Raw genomic sequence first — 18,648 nt, 5'->3', positions numbered from 1 at the left:
AGCGGTTCCGGGGCTTATGCACCGGCTACCAAGTATTGCGAGTTGAAGCCCAAGGCACCATGGCCGGCGTCCTGGGCAATCTTCAGGTCGTCGGCGAGGGCCGATATGTGGCTGGCCCGCAGGCCGTTGGCCTGGAGTGCGTCGCGCCATTGCAGGACCGCATCCAGGTACACGTCCACCGTTGCCTGAATGGTGCTGAAGTCGTTGGCCTCGATCTCCTTGATGCTTTTTTGCACCTTGTAGCGCAGCAGGTCGAGCATCTTGTCTGCGAACTCTGCCAGTTGGCCGGCACTCACACCCTGGGTTTTGGCGTAGGCCGCAGCCTCCAGGAAACCTGCCAAGCCGACCGCGTAAAAACTGCCGGTCATGGCTGCATCGACGATCGGTGGCACCGAGAGGTCCTCACCCGTGTAAAGGGTGCCCTGCGGTGCCATCGGCGTAACGGTTTGCGCAATCTCATCCCAGGCGCAAGGCGCACAGGCGTATTGGATCGCCGTGTAAGGCCCGCCAATCAAGTCAGGGTAGGAGGAGATGGCCGCATTGATAAAGGTACCGCCGCAGCGTTCAACCACGGCGCGAAAGCGAGGCCCGTCTTCCGGCATGGAGGTGCTGAGATTGGCCACAAAGCGCCCCTTCAAGTCCAGCCTCTCGCTGTGGCTTTCAATAAGCGCGGCTCCGCCCGCCGCACTGCTGATAATCATGATGATCAGCTCACTGGCATGAACGGCATCTTCGAACGAGGGTGCAAGGACGGCGCCCTTTGCCTCCAGCGGTTGGGCGGCCTGCGCGCGACCGTCCCACACAGTGACCTTGCGACCCGCCGCAAGCAGCGTGCTGGCTAATCCGGAGCCCATCAGGCCGGTGCCTATAACCGATATTGTTTTAGTCATCTTCTTATTCCTCGAAGGGGCGAGGCGCACTCGCCGGGTTATCTACGCCCTGAAAGCTAAGGGCTGAACCCCCAAGTCGATAGCCATTTTTGGCAACTCCACGGTGGTGTGTTTCGGGACGGTGCCTGGCGTGTGCATTGCCGATTCTGGATAGGGCCAACCGAACCCTGCCTGTAGCGTGTGCCCACCGATAGACACAAACCGTGAGGCCTGAAATGAACCTTATCCAAAAACCACAAGACGCTTATGTACAGGTTGACCAAGTCGAATGGCAGGCGTTTCCCGAGCAATTCCATACCGGTGGGGTGAAGTGGAAACTGCTGCACGTGTCGCCTGAGTTCGGTATTTGGACCGTCATGTTTTACTGCCCCAACGGCTCCATTCTGTTGCCGCACATTCACCATGGCCCCGCAGAAGGCTACGTGTTCGAAGGCATTCTCGAACTGCGGGGAGGCCCGGAAAAGGGTGGGGCGCTGTGTGTCCAGCATGGGTTCTTGTATGAAGCGACCGGCGCTGAACACGAAGAAACCAAAATGCTTGCCGACACCACATTCATTCTGCAAATGGTGGGGCCCATCACCTGGAGAACCGCCGACGGTCAGGAAGTGAACCAGACCTGGTCCAGTGCTCAGGCTCTTTGGGAACAGCAGACCGCTGCCTGATTCCCGGTCTTCAATGACTACGTTGTGGGGTGCGCTCGATGAGTATTTTGTTTGTTTTGACTTCGCATGCTTCCTTTGGCGATACGGGCCGCGACACCGGGCTGTGGCTCGAGGAGTTTCTGGTGCCGTATTACACCTTTGTCGACGCGGGTTTCTCGGTCCGGCTGGCGTCACCAAAAGGTGGGCGCGCGCCAGTGGATCCGCTGTCGATTGACGCCTTCAAGGATCACCCTTTGTATAAACGCTATGGGGCGGATGGCATTCTCAGGGAGCGTCTGGGCTCTACCATCAAACTGTCGGCGATTATCGATTCGCAGGTCAGCGCCGCGGTTTATCCCGGTGGGCACGGCCCGTTGTGGGACCTGCGTAATCAGCCCGACTCCATTGCGCTTATCGAGTCACTTCTGGCCCAAGGCAAGCCGGTTGCAACCATCTGCCATGCAGGCTGCGCGCTGCTCGACGCACGTAAGCGCGATGGCCGGCCGCTGGTCGAAGGTGTGCAGGTGACGGCGTTCAGTGACAGTGAGGAGGCCGCCGTAGGCCTGGAAAAAGCCGTTCCCTACCTCGTCGAAACGGACTTGAAAGCGCGTGGCGCGGTGTATTCCAAGACCCTTGATTGGGAGCGCCACGTGGTGGTCAGCGGTGCGTTGATTACCGGGCAGAACCCGGCGTCTTCGCAAGGCGTGGCCGAAGCGGTTATCCAACAATTGAAAGCCTGAATCCAGGGAGATTGACGGCCATGAGCTTTGTCAAAACCAAAGAAGAACTTCAAGAAATTCAACGTATTCTGTCTGAGGGGCGCTGCACCATTGAGGCGCTGTCGATAGAGTTCGAAACCACATTCGAGTTCTTGCGTGCGGTGCTGCCACCGTGTTTCGACCTGCCAGAAACACCCACCGCGATTGCCAGCGTTTCCCGTTGGCAGAGCGAGCTGTGCGGTGAATTTGACTGCGGCATCATTTCCCTCAAGTGCCGGTACAAGGAGCTTGAAGGCACCACCATGCTGGTGTTGATTGTGAGTGGCGACATGCCCGTCACGATCGGTCGGGAGATGTGGGGGGAGGCGAAGAAAACCGGTATTGCCCAGGTCTATCTCGATGGCCACGAAGCCTATGGGTTCTGTGAGCGTAACGGTGCACGCTTGATCGAGATCGAGGCCGAGTTTGGCGAAAACCTCGGTCCTTCAAGCAGTGAAGCCTACGATTTTGAAATCAAGGCGGTGCCTCACTCCTCGGGTTACGGCCTGCAGCACGAGCCGATTTTGAATTGCATGAAGAACCAGGAAAACCTGCGGGTAAAACGTGTCGGGGCAGGGACCTTGAAACTCAGCGGAACGGCGCTGGACCCCCTTCACACCATTCCCGTGGTGTCAGTTGGCACGGCTTATTACACCGAAGGTGAGTCTAGCTGGACGGTGCCACGGCTGGAGGTGCTGCCGGATGGGGAGGCTTACCTGCCGTTTATCTATGGGCAGAAATTCGATGATTTCCGACTGTTTCGCAAGCCGGCGCGCTTCCAGAAAACGCTCCGGCCGGCGTAGTACCACGACCGTTCTGCCGGGCCTGCCGATGCCCGGTGCATGATGAAATTGTGCGGTAGCCCTTTTGGCGCCTGAAAAGGCGCCTTTTTTTTGCACTTTTTTAGCTGCGGCTTAACCAGGCTGGCGACATGTTCAGCCAGGAACTGCGCCTGGGCTACACGTCCGACACCATCCGAAAAACGCCTTCGGCAAGGAATACATCACCAGCAACCGCAGTGAGGGGGGGCCTTAAAGACTATCCGGATCCCCAAAGAACATCTGAATCCGCGACCTCAACCAACGTTCCCCCGGATCATTGTCCTGGGAGCCGCGCCACGCCATGTGCAATTCAAACGTGCGCACCGGCAATGGGGGCTCCTCAGCCCGCAAGCCACCGGCTGAAGTCAACGCTTCAGCGGCATAGTCCGGCACGGTCGCGACAATATCGGTCCCCGCCAGCAAAGTCCCCAGCCCATTGAACTGCGGCACCGCGAGCACCACGTGGCGCTTGCGACCGAGTTTCTCCAGTTCTTCATCCAGAAAACCGCTCAAGTCCCCGGCGAATGACACCAGGGCGTGGGGGCGGGCGCAGAAGTCGTCCAGGCTCATGGAGCCCGGCATGCTGTCGGCCCGCAGCAGCATCGGTTTGCTGCGGCGCAGGACCTTGCGCTTGGCGTTGGCCGGTAAATCGGTGGTGTAGCTCACGCCGATGGAGATTTCCCCGGAGGCCAGCAGGCCGGGCATCAAGATGTAGTTGACCCGACGCACCACCAGCACGATGCCAGGGGCTTCGGCCCGCAGGCGTTTGAGCAGCAGGGGCAGCAGGGCGAATTCGACGTCGTCGGACAGGCCGATGCGGAATACGGCGGTGCTGGTGGCCGGGTCGAATTCGGACGCGCGGCTGACGGCCGTGGAAATCGAGTCCAGGGCCGGGGAGAGCAGGGCGAAGATTTCCACCGCACGGGCCGACGGCTCCATGCTGCGCCCGGTACGCACGAACAGCGGGTCGTCGAACAGGCCGCGCAGGCGCGACAACGCCGCGCTGATGGCCGGCTGGCCAAGGAACAATTTCTCGGCAGCGCGGGTCACACTGCGCTCATGCATCAAGGTTTCGAATACGATCAACAGGTTGAGGTCGACACGACGCAGGTCGTTACGGTTCATCTTGTGTCCCAGGCGGCGTCAGTAAACTTGACGGGAGCGGTCATATAAGAACAATGACCGGCATGAATCTTACGGGGAAAGGCTGGTACTCTGCACCGGCTAATTCAGTTTTCCTACATGGCTTGGTACGTTTTCCGTATGTGCGGAATCAATGACAGGCATGTCGACTATTAACGGCGACCGGTGGTCTTGCTCCGAAAGCCCAGATAGAGTTCATGGCAATAGAGGTTACTTTGACGAGGTTTGCGATGTCCCGCACGATCCGTTTTCACAAGTTTGGTCCGGCCGAGGTGCTCAAATGCGAAGAGCATGCAGCCGCTAAGCCCGCACCGGGCGAAGTGCAGGTGCGCGTCGAGGCGATTGGCATCAGCTGGTACGACATCCTGTGGCGCCAGAACCTGGCGTCGTCCCATGCCCGCCTGCCATCAGGCCTGGGCCATGAAATGGCCGGTGTGGTCGTGGCGGTTGGCGAGGGTGTCGACGACCTGGCAGTGGGTGACAAGGTCGCCAGCTTCCCGGCCGAAAGCCCCAATGATTATCCGGTGTATGGCGAACAGATCGTCCTGCCCCGTTCGGCCCTGACCCGTTACCCGGATGTCTTGAGCCCGATTGAAGCCAGCGTGCACTACACGCCGCTGCTGATTGCCTATTTTGCGTACATGGACCTGGCGCGGGTCAAACCCGGGCAATTCGCCCTGGTGACAGACGCCAGCCACTGTGCCGGCCCGTCGTTCGTGCAACTGGGCAAAGCCCTGGGTGTACGGGTGATAGCCGCGACCAAGACCAGCGACGAGCGTGAGTACCTGCTGTCCCTCGGTGCAGAGAAGGTCATCGTCACCGAGGAACAGGACCTGCTGATGCAAGTCAACAAGCTCACCGATAACCGCGGCGTTGACGTGGTGTTCGATGGATTGGGTGGCCCGCAGATGTCGCTGCTGGGCGACGTATTGGCGCCCCGTGGCAGCCTGGTGCTGTATGGCCTGCAAGGTGGCAACCAGACGCCATTCCCGGCCTGTGCGGCGTTCCAGAAGAACATACAGTTCTTTGTGCACTGTATCGGCAACTTCACGGGCAAACCGGAACTGGGCATCATCCAGGACCAGGTAGCCTTGCAGCGCGCCCTGCGTGACATCAACCAACTGACGGCCGACAAGGTGCTGGTACCGCTGAAAACCACGGTATTTCCCTTCAGCCAATTCGTCGAAGCGCACCGCTATATGGATGAATGTCCATGCCGCGAGCGTGTTGCCTTGCAGGTAGAAGCTGTTTGATCTGTGGGAATATTCTCAAGCGAGTATTCCTGCCCCCGGGCGCATGGGGCAAATGCGCCATTTGACAGGATTTAACCTGCTCGCCGTTTAAACYGGGACTTAAGCGTTTCAGCCCGGTAAATCAGCTGCCTCCCCCTGACGCCGCCCTGAATCCCAGCGCGGCGTTGTCGTGTCTGGACGCTCCAGACCCACTGCATGCGCCCATCTGAACTGGTTTTAGCTCGGGTTCTGTATCTGTTAATCATTATTCAAGCGCTGATAATTGCCCGGTCACTTTCATCTCAAGGATTGAGCAATGATTGAATATCTGAAATCACCCTGTGCATCCGTTAAACCCAATAACGTTCCGTGTGCCTGTCCCGGCGGAAAACCATTATTAAAGTTGCTTGTGTCGGATGCTTCTTTAGTTTCCAAGTTAAAACAGCGTAGGAAGTTGTAAGAGCATTCCTAGGGCTGCCCGGTTGAGCTGCGCGCCGCGATGCCGGGCGTTTCCGGGGGCTGGAAGCCCCTCGAAGTGCCCCTCGGCGGGTATGGCCCGGTGCTAATCTTCATTGAATGTCACATGTTGCAATAGACAACGCCCCCCTACAGAAACAACAGGTCCGGCAAGTGCCGTTAACGGTTGCCCGAAACTGATATTTCAACTCAGGTAGTAGAACTATGAGCGCTATTCACGAGCAAGCCATGAACTATGTCTATCAACAAGTATTGCAACGCTTGGTAGGGCATTTTTCTCGAACAGAACGCACCTCGATTCAGTTGTTGATTCAACGCATCGTCGTGGCAGCAGGTGGCATGGAGCGGATCGGTGAGTACAAGGTATTGGTCGCCCATGGCACAGGCGCCGGCAGCAGCTATGCACTGGCGTTGCTGCGTGCGGCGCAGTTGACCCTCGCGGGCCGCACGCCGCGCACCTTTCAATTGCGCGTCGCCACCTTGCGCCATGCCGGGATGACGCAAACCGCGCTGGACACCCTGCATCGCGGCTACAGCGCGCTGTTTCTGCATGACGATCCGCGTGTCGAACTGCTGATGGTGGAGAATCAGGAGGTGTTGCCGTTCAATCATCTGCGGCCGGCCTCCGGCGTAGCGCGCGACACCAGCCGGCGCAACCTGTTGATGGTGGGCCACCTGACCTCCGGGGATCTTCGCCAGACGCTGTGCAATGACGGCTACCTGGCCCTCGGTGACTTTTACCAGCGCGTGAGCACCTGGAATGGCGGCGTGCATGCACTGGTCAGCGGTGACTCCACACGCAAGCAGCGCGCGTACCTGGCGTGGCTGAAGAAGGCTGCGCTGTCGGCCGGCGTAGCGGTTCCCGCGCGGCAACCCCTGGTTCTCAGCGGGTTGTTCGCGCGCATGGACGAGTGGAGTAACGGCTATTACTGCGACCTGTACGGCGAGCACCACGAAGTCGCCGATATGGCCGAGAAGGACGACCACCGCCACATCGCCTATATCGGTATTGCCGACCTGGTGGAAGCGGTCGAATACTCGTCCGGGCCTTTGGTGCGCCAGTTTCTGGCCTACCAGCCGGACGAGTTCGGGTTTCATCACAGTCATCCGGCCTACGTGAATCCGTTGCTGATGGCCCATCTGCGCGGCCTGCAAGCCGAGTGCCTGCGGGAACTGGACTATGCGGAGGGCGTAGCGGGCTTTGTGCAGCAGGCCATGCCGTTCATGCGGCGCAAGCAGATGCCCGAACAGCTGATTGCCCAGGCGGCGACCCAGGAAGGGCGTGCCTTGGCAGCCGGCTACACCCAGGAGCTGTTTGGCCTGGACGAAAATCAACTGAACTGCCTGATGTTTTCGCCGTTTATCCGTCATGGCGAACGCCTCGACAGCTTTTTGCGCCAATGCCACCCCGGCATGCTGGTGGCACTCCCTGAGCTGCACAAGGCACTGCAAGGCAAACCGGTGGCCGAGATGCTCGGGCAATGGGCTACCGACATCAGCGGGTTACCGATCGACTTGCTGCAACACCTTTATCGCAAGCGGCCTGCCACGGAAGTTCCGTGCATGGCCACGGCGCCGCAACAAGTCGCGCCCGCCATTGCAACCTGCCAACTGTCCGGGCGTTAAGCGGGTGGCGCCATGGGTGACGGTGGGTGGACGGCGATGAGCTTCAAGGATGACAGGCAAACCGACTTCGCCTACCAGGCGGTGTATCGCTACATGATCAACCTCATCAACGAGGTCGGCACCGATGCCCGGGTGAAGTTGCCGTCGTTGCGGCAACTGTCGGAGCGCCTGAACGTGTCGATCTCGACCATTCAATACGCGTATTCATTGCTGGAGAAGGAAGGCCGGGTCTATTCGGTGGCCAAGTCTGGCTATTACGCCTGGCCGGTGCTGAATAAACCGCCCGGCAGCAGTGGTGGTGACCTGCTGGAAAGGCTTTATGCGAATGCACGGCGCCCGGGCATGCTGGTCCTCAGCGCCGACGAGCCGGCGCTTGGGGTGTCTCTGGACGGGGCGCTGCTGCTGCTGGAACGCGAACTGTTGCGTCATTACCCGCGCCATTTGCAGCCATGGTCGCAGCCGTGCGGCGTCTGGGAACTGCGTGCAGCCCTGGCGGCGCGCTATACCTCGTCGCCCACCCGTTGTTGGCAGGCGGACGAGGTGTACATCGGCGCCGACCTGCGCGGTGTGCTGGAGATCCTGATTGAGGTGCTGGGGCTCAAGGGCGCCGCCGTTATCGTGGAATCACCCTGTGACTGGCTGATTCTGCGGTTGTTGCAGGGGGCGGGGGTGAGGATCATCGAATTGCCGTTCACGGCGGACGACGGCCTGGACCTGACGCTGCTGGAGCAGTTGCTCAACAATGAACCGGTGCAACTGGCGCTGCTGTCATCAGGCGTCAGCCTGCCGTCGGGCGTCCTCTTGTCCAACCATGACCGCATGCAATTGGTACGGCTGCTGGACCGGCATGGGTGCTGGTTGTTAGAAAATGACAGCCATGGCGACCTTGGCTTCGAACAGCCGATCACTGCGCTGCGGGACCTGGCCAACCCCGAGCGACTGATGGTGTTTTCCACCTTCGAGAAAGTGCTCGGGCCGGAAGCGCCCTTTGGATATTTGCTGTCGCGCCACCTCGGCAGCGAGTTGCAGCGCCAGTTCCTGCTGCGTGCGTTCCGGCTGTCGTCTATCCGCCAGCGCGCCATTGCCCGGCTCTATCAGAGCGGGCGGATCGACCAGCACCTGCGGGAGTTGCGACCCCAGCTCAAAGACCAGGCCTGGCGAATGAGCCAGCGCCTGGACGAGCACCTGGGGGATCACGTGACTTACCAAATGCCGGCGGCGGGCGCGACCTTCTGGCTGCGCTCCCGGGCGGCGGTGGACATGCGCCAGGTCTTTCAACGGCTGCTCGGCCGGCAGGTGGTGATAGCGCCAGGCGAGCTGTTCAGCATCAGTGGCCTGCATCGCCAGCACCTGCGGCTCAGTCACACGTTCGACGGGGCGTACAACCTGGGGAACGCCCTGAGCGACCTGGCCCTGGCATTGACCCAGGCGCAGACCGAATGAGAATGAAATATCGCTGATTGTTGTAGGATTTATAACGTCGCGGAGCAGTCCAACTCCCAGTAAACTGCACTCTTTTTCCGAATCCTTCTTTTTCAGAGGTTTATGCATGACTCTCAGTCCTTTTGCGGGCAAGCCGGCACCAGCTCAACTGCTGGTAGACATCCCGCGACTGGTAACGGCCTATTACACCGGCCAGCCTGATGCAGCGATCTCCACCCAGCGCGTCGCCTTTGGTACCTCCGGGCACCGGGGCAGCTCGTTCGACCTGAGCTTCAACGAATGGCACGTGCTTGCCATCAGCCAGGCCATCTGCCTTTACCGTGAGGCCCAAGGCATCAACGGCCCGTTGTTCGTTGGCCTGGACACCCATGCGCTGTCCACCCCGGCGGGCGCCAGCGCCCTGGAAGTGCTGGCGGCCAACGGCGTGCACGTGATGCTTGCCGAAGGCGATGAGTACACCCCGACACCGGCGATTTCCCACGCCATTATTTGCTACAACCGTGGCCGTACCAGCGGCCTGGCCGACGGCATCGTGATCACGCCGTCCCATAACCCGCCACAAAGCGGCGGCTACAAGTACAACCCGCCTAACGGTGGCCCGGCCGATACTCACATCACCAAATGGATCGAAGCCAAGGCCAACGAACTGCTGGCCAATAAACTGGCCGGGGTCAAACGCATCACCCACGCCCAGGCGCTTAAGGCTGACACCACCCATCGCCACGACTACCTCAACACCTACGTGGCCGACCTGGTCAACGTCATCGACTTTGATGCGATCCGCAACGCCGGCCTGCGCCTGGGCGTGGATCCGCTGGGCGGCGCAGGGGTGCGCTACTGGTCGGCCATCGCCGAGCATCACCGCCTGAACCTGGACGTGGTGAACACCGAAGTCGATTCGACCTTCCGCTTCATGAGCGTCGACTGGGATGGCCAGATCCGCATGGACCCATCCTCCAGCTACGCCATGCAAGGCCTGATCGGCCTCAAGGACCGTTACGACGTGGCCTTCGCCTGCGACCCGGACCACGACCGCCACGGCATCGTGACGCCAACCGGCGGACTGCTGGCGCCGAACAACTACCTCGCCGTGTCCATCGACTACCTGTTCCAGAACCGTCCTGAGTGGCGCGCGGATGCCGCGGTGGGCAAGACCGTGGTCAGCAGCGGCTTGATCGATCGCGTGGCCAAACGCATCGGCCGCCGCCTGTACGAAGTGCCGGTGGGCTTCAAGTGGTTTGCCGACGGCCTGTTCGACGGCTCCCTCGGCTTTGGCGGCGAAGAAAGCGCCGGCGCCTCGTTCCTGCGCAAGGACGGCAGCGTCTGGAGCACCGACAAGGACGGTTTGATCCCGGCACTGCTGGCCGCAGAGATGACTTCACGCAAAGGCCAGGACCCGAGCCAGATCTACCGCGGCTTGACTGACGCGCTGGGCGAGCCGTTCGCCATCCGGGTGGACGCCAAGGCGACACCGGCGCAGAAAGCCTTGCTGGGCAAGTTGTCGCCGGACCAGGTGACGTCCACGCAACTGGCAGGGGAAAGCATCCAGCAGATTCTCAGCCACGCGCCGGGTAACGACCAGGCGATTGGCGGGCTGAAAGTCATGACCGAAAACGGCTGGTTCGCCGCGCGGCCTTCGGGCACCGAGGACATCTACAAGATCTACGCCGAGAGCTTTATCGGTGAAGACCACCTCAAGCAACTGGTGGAAGAGGCGCAGGTGTTGGTGGACGGGGCGATATCCCAGTAACACCACACCTGAAGTGAGCCTGGCTTTTGTGGGAGCTGGCTTGCCTGCGATGGCATCACCCTGGTGTATCTGATACATCGAGGTGCCTGCATCGCGGGCAAGCCCGGCTCCCACATTGAATTGCGTCAAGCCAGGTCGACCAACACGATCTCGCTGTCTTCAACCGCCGTCACCCGCAACACCTGTTCATCCTCAATCGCCACACCGTCTCGAGCGTGTGCACGCAAGCCATTGACTTCAATCACCCCGGTCGCCGGCACCAGGTACGCCCGACGCCCGTTGTCCAGCCGATACTCGGCACTTTCACCGGCTTTCAAGTTGGCCGCCACCAGGCGAGCATCGGCACGAATGCGCAGGCTTTCGCTGTCTCCGGCCTTGCCGCTGGCCAGGGTCACAAACCCTTCGCGATCACCTTTCGGAAACGGCTTGGCGCCCCACGACGGCGGTAAACCCGCCTCGTTGGGAATAATCCAGATCTGGAAAATCTTCGTTGGCGTGGCTTCCAGGTTGTATTCGCTGTGGGCGATCCCGGTGCCTGCGCTCATTACCTGAACATCGCCGGCCTCGGTACGGCCCTTGTTACCCAGGTTGTCGGCATGGCTGATGGCGCCTTCCCGCACGTAGGTGATGATTTCCATGTCGCGGTGCGGGTGCTGCGGGAAGCCGGTGCCCGGTGCAATGAGGTCATCGTTCCATACCCGCAGGTTGCCCCAGTGCATACGCTTGGGGTCGTGGTATTCGGCAAAGGAAAAGTGGTGGTGAGCGTCCAGCCAGCCGTGATTGGCGCCGCCCAGCGTGTTGAAAGGTCGAAGTTCAAGCATGATCGTCTCCTGTGGATGGGGCCATGATCCATCAGCGCCAGATCGATAAAAAGCGTAAAAAATGCAGGATTCCTATCGAATGCTTCGATGCCGATGCTCAGGGCTTGTCTTCACTTCATCGCCTAACTGCCTGAGCGCAAAGTAATTGGCTGGAACTGAGGGGCATTTGCGGCGAACATAGGGCTCTTGTCCGAGTTAAAGCATCGCAGGAGTCCGCGTGCCGCAACACACCCCCGATCTGCCTCCCGAACTGCGGCCACTGGCCGAAATGCCCCTGTTGAAACGGCTTGCCGCCCGATTATTCGGTCACGGCCTGACGCGGCTGCGCGCCCAGCACCGTTTTTCATGGCTGCATGGCCAGGCCGATGGCTTTCGCAGCGGCCACACGGCTGGTGTGGAGTACGGTTACCAGGAAGGCAAGGCGGATGGCATTGAAGAGGGCCGCCAGGTCCTGCTGATTCGCGACTTCCGCCCGGATGAACACACCGCGCCGTGCGTCGACGACGACTTGTTCGACGACTGGCGCCTGCCGCTGACCGCCGAGCTGAAAAAACGCATCAAGGCCGATGTGGCGCGCCTGCTGCCGGCGCATGCCCAGCCAAGCGCGGCCCAATGGAAGATGATTTTCAGTGATACGCCGTCCACTTCGGTGATTGCCGGTGCCGGCGCCGGCAAATCCACTTCGCTGGTGCTGCGTATCCTGCTGCTGACCCATTACCTGGGCTTTGAACTCAGCTCGATGACGGTGGTGACCTTCACCCGCGAGTCGCGCAAAGACTTCATCAACAAGCTCATGGACATTCTCGCCTTGTGGGGCCAACCCCTTGGAATGAAAGAGGCGCAAGCGGTGGTGCGCACCTTTCACTCGCGCATTCTGCCGATGGTGCGCAGCCTGCCGGGCCTTGAGCGCCTGCAAGCCTTTGAGAACCTCAACGCCCGCACCGAAGCGGGGTTTGATGAAGCCGACAGCAATCCGTTCGAACTGCGCATCAACGACGCCCAGCGCCAGCAGTTGAACGCCTGCTATCACCAGCTGCACGGCCGTCACGAACGCTTCCGCGAGTTGATTGCCCCGCTGGCGCGCCATGCCCTGCAGCTCAAGGAGCTGGAACGTGACCATCCGGACGTGCAAAAACGCGTGGCCGTGACCGAACTGGCGGCCAAGCGCGATGAAGAACTCTGCGATGTGATCGAAGACCTGTGGTTTCGCGCGGGCGCCTGGCCGATCAAGGGCATTGAGCCCAATCGCCAGACCTTCGATATCAACGGCGCGCAGTTTCACTGCCACGGCTACATCGCCGAACTCGATGCCTGGGTGGTACTCGGCTTCGATCCTCGGGAAAACGCCCAGGTCAGCCGCCCGGGCTCAAAGCTGTCGGTACGCGCAGAGTGGGCGGTCAAGCGCACACTGTTTCAAGCTTTCTGCCGTAAGCCATTGATATGGCTTGAAAGCTACGATTCATCCAAGCGGATTTTGAGCAGCCTGGCGGGCGACGCAACTGCGGGCCCGGGCTTCGATTACAAGGTCAAGGGCGAGCTGAGTTCCGCGCCACTGCTGGACAGCTTTGTCGCCGCCGCCGGGTTTATCGAAAACCTGGGGCTGGACGTGCCCACGGCCGTGGGCAAGATGAGTTTTGCCAAGGATGACCCGGACCGCTTTTACTTCGAGGCCCTGAGCATCTTCTGGAAAGCCCTGGAAGATCATCTGCTGGACCAGTCGCCACCGGTCATGACCTATAACCGGATGTTCTCGCTGTTTGGCGAAAACACCCCGGAAAACCTCAAGCTGCTGAGCGACGGCCTGCTGCGACCGATGTCGCACCTGATGATCGACGAGTTCCAGGACGTGTCGCCGCAGATTGTCTCGTGGATCCGCGCCAGCCTGCGGGAGATTCGCAGCCGTGGCCCGGCCATGCACGTAGGGCGTGGCGCCCAGCGTTCTTCGCTGCTGTGCGTGGGGGATGACTGGCAGTCGATCTATGGCTGGCGGGGCAGTTCGCCCAAGTACTTCATGGAATTCAACAAGGAATTCCCGTCTCCGGCGACCACACGGGTGATGCTGGGCGAGAACTACCGCAGCCATCAGCACGTTATCGATGCCGCCGAACATATCGTACGGGCCGCCCCGGCCATCAGCGGCAAGAAAGCCAAGGCGAGCGGAACCCCGAAGGCGCTGGTGCCGGTGACCGTGCGTGATCGGGATGACGCGGCCCTGGGCCAGCAACTGCTGGCGCACTATCAAAAGGGTGATTCGATATTGATGCTGTATCGAAAAAGCAGCGATAAGCTATTGATACAAGAGCATATTAAGTCTGTAGTTAATCTGGATTCTAGCTTGCCGTACGATGCTCGTCGGCTCAAGCAACTGACCTATCACAGCGCCAAGGGCTTGCAGGCGGATGCGGTGTTCCTGCTGGGAGATTGCCAGCATTTGACCAGTTCGCCGTACAAGAACCAGGTTTACCGCATGGCAGGCCTGGGCAAGGACGGCGATACCGAGCCTTACGACAGCGCGCAAAAAGACGAAGTGCTGCGCCTGGCCTATGTGGGGATTACCCGGGCGGTGAGCCATTGCTACTGGTATGTCGAAGCGCAGGACGGCCAAGGGGTAAACGTGCCGAAAGCATCGGACCGGGTGGCCGGGGACAAAGCGTTTTTTGATGATCAGCGAAAATGAAAAAGGGCCACCCCAGGGTGGCCCTTCTTTTATGCCCGCAGCGACTAAGCCCGCAACGACAGCGGCGGCACAAACGACTCCAGCTCATCCTCGACGGCTTCAATGATCCGCTCCACGTCGGCGGCGTTCATTACCGTGGCGCAGGGAATGCCGGCAATCGCAATCAGGGTTTCTCCGCTGGCGCGGTCGAACAGGCGGGCGATCATGCTGCCGGGAGCGTCCATGCTCGCCTCAAAGCCCATGGGATGAAAATGCCAGCGCATCAACTGGCAGGCGTTGGGGAACGTCACTTTATTCATGTTGCCCACCTTGTTCATTGAGCGCTTCCTTTAGCTCGCTGCAGGGGCGCCATGACCGTCACTGGTCCTGGCCGTCGTGAGCCCTAAAAATAGCATTCGTTCGCATCCGGCAGGGGAGTTTTTTGGCCCCGTTCGGCAGTTGTTTTCAGGAAGTTTGATGTGGGTCATGTCCTGCACGGTAATGGGCGAAAGGCCACTGGTCGGAACTACCAATTGGTCATTGAGCCGGTGCCTGGAGTTCGGCAAGCTTCGTTTTTAAGTTGGCTTAGAGTTTGCCATGCAAGACATCATTCCGGATGACCACCAGAAAACGCAAGCCACGGCCAAGTTGGTGCTGCGTCACCACCTGTGTTGGAGGGATCGGGACCTGGATGGGGTGATCTCCTACTACCACCCGGACATCCAGTACCACGATTTCTTCCAGAACCGCGTCGTTGGGGCAGAGGGCCTGCGCGAGTACCTGCAAGCCAGCATGCCGCGTGGCACGGATGAGGCGATCGAGCACACCGACCGCATCCGCGCCGACGGCGACACAGCGTTCATTCAATACCGCATCACTTTGCGCGGCGGCCAGGGGCTGGTGTCGTTTCGCACCAGCGAAGCCATTACCGTGCGCGACGGCCTGATCTGGCGGGTCAACGAATACGCGTCCCTGGTGCACGAACAGTCCGCCAGCCGTAGCGAGACCACACGCCCGACCGTCAGCCGCCTGGGTCTGTCGCCCCAGCAACTGAGCTACATGGCCAACGACCTGCAACAGTATTTCCAGCGCCAGCAACCGTACCTGGACCCTGAACTGGACCTGCAACGGGTAGCGAAGGAGTGCGGGTACAGCCGCAACCAGATTTCCTACCTGTTGAACCAGGTGCTGGGCCAAAGCTTTTACCGCTACGTCAACCAGGCGCGCCTCCAGCATTTGCTGGCCGCACTGGATAACGCAACGCCACCGATACGCATCGATGAACTGGCGTTTGCCGCCGGTTTCAATTCGACATCGGCGTTCTATAGCTGCTTCCGCCAACACACCGGCCAGTCGCCCAAGGCCTACGTCAAACAAATTTCCCTGCGTGCACGCGCGCAAGACAGCCCCTGAGGCCAGGCTCTAGGATCACTGCCATCGAAGTGTGGTGGTGGAGCTTGGCATGCCTGCATGGCGCAATATCAGTTTATGGATGGACCAGTTGGACGAGCCGCTGGTGGCGCGCCCGTCCCTGGAGCACGACCTGGACGTCAACGTGGCCATTATCGGCGCCGGCTACACTGGGCTCTGGACCGCGTATTACCTGAAGCGCCAGGCGCCCGAGCTGAAGATCGCAATCATCGAAGCGCAAACCGCCGGCTTCGGAGCCTCGGGGCGTAACGGCGGCTGGTTGATGGGCAACCTGCTGGGGGAAGACCGGCTGCTGGCAGGGTTGTCCCCGGAGCAGCGCCGGGCCTCGTTCGACCTGCTGCATGCAATCCCTGATGAAGTGGCGCAGGTGATTGAGCGCGAAGGCATCGACTGTGACTACCGCAAGGGCGGCGTGCTGTATTGCGCCGCGCGCTACCCCGAACAGGAAGCCAGCCTGCGGGCCTACCTGGCCAAACTCCACGCCCAGGGCCTGACCGACGACGATTACCGCTGGCTCGGCCCGCAGCAGTTGGCCGAGCACATCCGCATCGCCAAGCCCTACGGCGGCATCTTTGCTCCCCACGTCGCCACGATTCACCCGGCCAGGCTGGTGCGTGGCCTGGCGCGGGCGGTCGAACAGATGGGCGTCACGATCTACGAAAACAGCCCCGTGACCCACTGGCAATCCGGCAGCCTGCGCACGGCCAAAGCATCGGTGCGCGCCTCATGGGTGGTGCCGGCGGTGGAGGGGTATGCCACGACATTGGCGCCGCTGGGGCGCTATCAGTTGCCGGTGCAAAGCCTGATCGTTGCCACCGAGCCGTTGCCGGCCAGCACCTGGGATGAGATCGGCCTGAACCGCGGCCAGGCGTTCGGCGAAAGCAGTCGGCAAGTCACCTACGGCCAGCGTTCAGCCGATAACCGCCTGGTGTTCGGTGCCCGTGGCGGCTATCAGTTTGCCGGCAAGCTGCGGCACAACTTCGACCTTACCGACAGCGAAATCGAACTGCGTCGCTACCTGTTCGGTGAACTCTTCCCGCAGCTCAAGAAAGTCCGCATCACCCACGCGTGGGGCGGCAACCTCGGCATGTCCCGACGCTTCAAGCCGCACATGCTCTGTGACCACGCGGCAGGCATCGCCCTGGCCGGTGGTTACGGCGGCGAGGGCGTAGGGGCCAGCAACCTGGGCGGCCGCACTTTGGCCGACCTGATCCTGGGGCTTGACACGCCGCTGGTGCAGCAGCCGTGGGTGATCCAGCCGGGCCGGCTGGACGGGCTCAAGGCCTGGGAGCCGGAACCGTGCCGCTGGCTGGGTTACAACGCGATCATTCGCAGCTTTGTCCACGAGGACCAGGTGCTGGCCAACCCCAACACCGCGCCGTGGCGTCGCAAGTTGGCCAGCGGGGTTGCCGGGTTCATGGAAGGTTTCATGCACTAAGTCGTTTCAATCACCACAGGTATGAACATGAGCATTACCCAGTTCAAAGACACACTGAGCGCCCATTTGCCCGACTCTTCGCCGGTTGCCGTGCCATTGGGCACGCCGGTGGCAGTGGCCTCCACCCTGAGCGTGGAGCGCAACGACGGCGTCGAAACCGGCATCTGGGAATGCACGCCCGGGCGCTGGCGCCGGCAGATTGTGGCCCAGGAGTTTTGCCACTTTATCCAGGGACGTTGCACCTTCACCCCCGACAACGGGGAAATGCTCCACATAGAAGCCGGCGACGCACTGATGTTGCCGGCCAACAGCACGGGTATCTGGGACATTCAGGAAACCGTACGCAAGACCTATGTATTGATCCTCTGATTCTTTGATCTTTGATCGCCTGCCATAAAAACAGCCCTAAAACCGCCAGGAAATCGAACCATGAGACCCATTGCCCTGTTGCCGCTGGTATTTGTCGCCACCCTCAGCCAAGCCGCCGAGACGGTAAAGATCTACAACTGGTCGGACTACATCGCCCCCGACACCACCAAGAACTTCCAGAAAGAAACCGGGATCGGCTTCACCTACGACGTGTACGACAGCAACGAAACCCTCGACGGCAAGTTGATGACCGGCAAATCCGGCTACGACGTGGTGTTTCCTTCCAACCACTTCATGGCGCGGCAGATCCAGGGCGGGGCACTGAAGAAACTCGACAAGAGCCAGTTGCCCAACTGGAAGAACCTCAATCCGGTGCTGCTCAAGGCCCTGGAAAACAACGACCCGGGCAACGCCCACGGCTTCCCTTACCTGTGGGGCAGCACCGGCATCGGCTACAACATCGACAAGGTCAAGGCCGTACTGGGGGACAACGCCCCGGTGGATTCCTGGGACCTGATCTTCAAGCCCGAAAACATGCAAAAGCTGCAGAAATGTGGCGTGGCGATCCTCGACAACGGCCCGGAACTGCTGCCGGCAGCGCTCAACTACCTGGGGCTGCCGCACCACAGCAAGAAGGCGGAAGACTACAAAAAGGCCGAGGACCTGCTGATGAAAGTACGGCCGTACGTGGCGTACTTCCACTCCTCGAAATACACCGCAGACCTGGCCAACGGCGACATCTGCGTGGCCGTGGGCTTCTCCGGCGACATCCTCCAGGCCGAAAGCCGCGCCAAGGAAGCCAAGAACGGCGTGAACATCGGCTACAACATTCCCAAGGAAGGCGCCGCCATCTGGTTCGACATGGTCGCCATGCCCGCCGATGCGCCGGATGAAAAAGCCGGCTACGCGTTCATGAACTACCTGCTGCGCCCGGAAGTGATGGCCAGCATCACCAACTACGTGCACTACGCCAACGGCAACGCGGCGGCAGACAGCCTGGTGGACCCGGCGATCAAGAGCGACACCAAGGTGTACCCAAGCCCGGAAATGATGGGCAAGTTGTTTGCGCTGGAAGCGATGCCGCTGAACATCGACCGGATTCGTACGCGGGTGTGGAACACGATTCGTACCGGTCGCTGATGATCGTTCCCA

General features: G+C 60.6%; 16 protein-coding genes. 12 read left to right on the top strand and 4 right to left on the bottom strand.

Annotated elements, in window-relative coordinates; genetic code table 11:
- Positions 1–14 precede the first annotated feature (14 nt).
- The gene (locus P3C29_RS19225) at positions 15–890 is read right to left on the bottom strand and encodes an NAD(P)-binding domain-containing protein (RefSeq protein ID WP_275965202.1); all 876 of its coding nucleotides are present in this window, start codon (positions 888–890) and stop codon (positions 15–17) included.
- Positions 891–1,105: 215 nt separating this feature from the next.
- Here P3C29_RS19225 and P3C29_RS19220 point away from each other — a divergent pair, with 215 nt between their 5' ends.
- From P3C29_RS19220 to P3C29_RS19210, 3 genes are read left to right on the top strand one after another with little or no spacing between them, the layout of a single operon-like run.
- Entirely contained in the window at positions 1,106–1,552 is a 447-nt protein-coding gene (locus tag P3C29_RS19220) for an acetylacetone-cleaving protein (protein ID WP_275965201.1), read from the top strand.
- Between the two features lie 38 nt (positions 1,553–1,590).
- Positions 1,591–2,271 (top strand): type 1 glutamine amidotransferase domain-containing protein, encoded by a 681-nt coding sequence (locus P3C29_RS19215; RefSeq protein ID WP_201123968.1) that lies wholly within the window; start codon positions 1,591–1,593, stop codon positions 2,269–2,271.
- 20 nt (positions 2,272–2,291) lie between these two features.
- Positions 2,292–3,092 (top strand): acetoacetate decarboxylase family protein, encoded by an 801-nt coding sequence (locus P3C29_RS19210; RefSeq protein WP_275965200.1) that lies wholly within the window; start codon positions 2,292–2,294, stop codon positions 3,090–3,092.
- Positions 3,093–3,320: 228 nt separating this feature from the next.
- Here the strand turns inward: P3C29_RS19210 and P3C29_RS19205 are convergent, their stop codons facing one another.
- Positions 3,321–4,235 carry a LysR family transcriptional regulator gene (locus tag P3C29_RS19205; RefSeq protein ID WP_003217142.1) on the bottom strand — a complete coding sequence of 305 codons (915 nt, stop codon included), beginning with the start codon at positions 4,233–4,235 and terminating at the stop codon, positions 3,321–3,323.
- A gap of 248 nt (positions 4,236–4,483) precedes the next feature.
- Here P3C29_RS19205 and P3C29_RS19200 point away from each other — a divergent pair, with 248 nt between their 5' ends.
- The 4 genes from P3C29_RS19200 (at position 4,484) to pgm (ending at position 10,781) form a co-directional block, all read left to right on the top strand.
- Entirely contained in the window at positions 4,484–5,506 is a 1,023-nt protein-coding gene (locus P3C29_RS19200; protein WP_275965199.1) for a zinc-dependent alcohol dehydrogenase family protein, read from the top strand.
- Between the two features lie 660 nt (positions 5,507–6,166).
- The gene (locus tag P3C29_RS19195; protein ID WP_275965198.1) at positions 6,167–7,588 is read left to right on the top strand and encodes a hypothetical protein; all 1,422 of its coding nucleotides are present in this window, start codon (positions 6,167–6,169) and stop codon (positions 7,586–7,588) included.
- 36 nt (positions 7,589–7,624) lie between these two features.
- Positions 7,625–9,031 carry a PLP-dependent aminotransferase family protein gene (locus P3C29_RS19190; RefSeq protein WP_275965248.1) on the top strand — a complete coding sequence of 469 codons (1,407 nt, stop codon included), beginning with the start codon at positions 7,625–7,627 and terminating at the stop codon, positions 9,029–9,031.
- Between the two features lie 106 nt (positions 9,032–9,137).
- On the top strand, positions 9,138–10,781 hold the full coding sequence (pgm, locus tag P3C29_RS19185) for a phosphoglucomutase (alpha-D-glucose-1,6-bisphosphate-dependent) (protein WP_275965197.1): 1,644 nt from the start codon (positions 9,138–9,140) through the stop codon (positions 10,779–10,781).
- Positions 10,782–10,906: 125 nt separating this feature from the next.
- Here the strand turns inward: pgm and P3C29_RS19180 are convergent, their stop codons facing one another.
- Complete coding sequence (locus P3C29_RS19180) at positions 10,907–11,602, bottom strand: pirin family protein (protein ID WP_201123975.1); 696 nt, start codon at positions 11,600–11,602, stop codon at positions 10,907–10,909.
- A 217-nt stretch (positions 11,603–11,819) separates the two neighbouring features.
- Between P3C29_RS19180 and P3C29_RS19175 the strand changes: the two genes are divergently transcribed.
- The gene (locus P3C29_RS19175) at positions 11,820–14,279 is read left to right on the top strand and encodes a UvrD-helicase domain-containing protein (protein ID WP_275965196.1); all 2,460 of its coding nucleotides are present in this window, start codon (positions 11,820–11,822) and stop codon (positions 14,277–14,279) included.
- 44 nt (positions 14,280–14,323) lie between these two features.
- Here P3C29_RS19175 and P3C29_RS19170 read toward each other — a convergent pair whose 3' ends face one another.
- Positions 14,324–14,596: a DUF1652 domain-containing protein gene (locus tag P3C29_RS19170; protein WP_003217129.1), complete on the bottom strand. Its 273-nt coding sequence runs from the start codon at positions 14,594–14,596 to the stop codon at positions 14,324–14,326.
- A 259-nt stretch (positions 14,597–14,855) separates the two neighbouring features.
- Between P3C29_RS19170 and P3C29_RS19165 the strand changes: the two genes are divergently transcribed.
- The 4 genes from P3C29_RS19165 to P3C29_RS19150 are packed head-to-tail and all read left to right on the top strand — an operon-like array spanning position 14,856 to position 18,636.
- Positions 14,856–15,671: a helix-turn-helix domain-containing protein gene (locus P3C29_RS19165; protein ID WP_275965195.1), complete on the top strand. Its 816-nt coding sequence runs from the start codon at positions 14,856–14,858 to the stop codon at positions 15,669–15,671.
- A gap of 49 nt (positions 15,672–15,720) precedes the next feature.
- The gene (locus tag P3C29_RS19160) at positions 15,721–17,127 is read left to right on the top strand and encodes an FAD-dependent oxidoreductase (protein ID WP_201123982.1); all 1,407 of its coding nucleotides are present in this window, start codon (positions 15,721–15,723) and stop codon (positions 17,125–17,127) included.
- Between the two features lie 27 nt (positions 17,128–17,154).
- Positions 17,155–17,496, top strand: coding sequence for a cupin domain-containing protein (locus P3C29_RS19155; RefSeq protein WP_010169420.1), 342 nt, complete (start codon positions 17,155–17,157; stop codon positions 17,494–17,496).
- 60 nt (positions 17,497–17,556) lie between these two features.
- Positions 17,557–18,636, top strand: a complete 1,080-nt coding sequence (locus P3C29_RS19150; RefSeq protein ID WP_010169417.1) for a polyamine ABC transporter substrate-binding protein — start codon at positions 17,557–17,559, stop codon at positions 18,634–18,636.
- Positions 18,637–18,648 lie beyond the last annotated feature (12 nt).

Origin of the sequence: Pseudomonas sp. 1912-s (assembly GCF_029269205.1) — a bacterium.
Classification (GTDB): domain Bacteria; phylum Pseudomonadota; class Gammaproteobacteria; order Pseudomonadales; family Pseudomonadaceae; genus Aquipseudomonas.
This window is presented reverse-complemented; position numbering and strand designations above follow the sequence as displayed.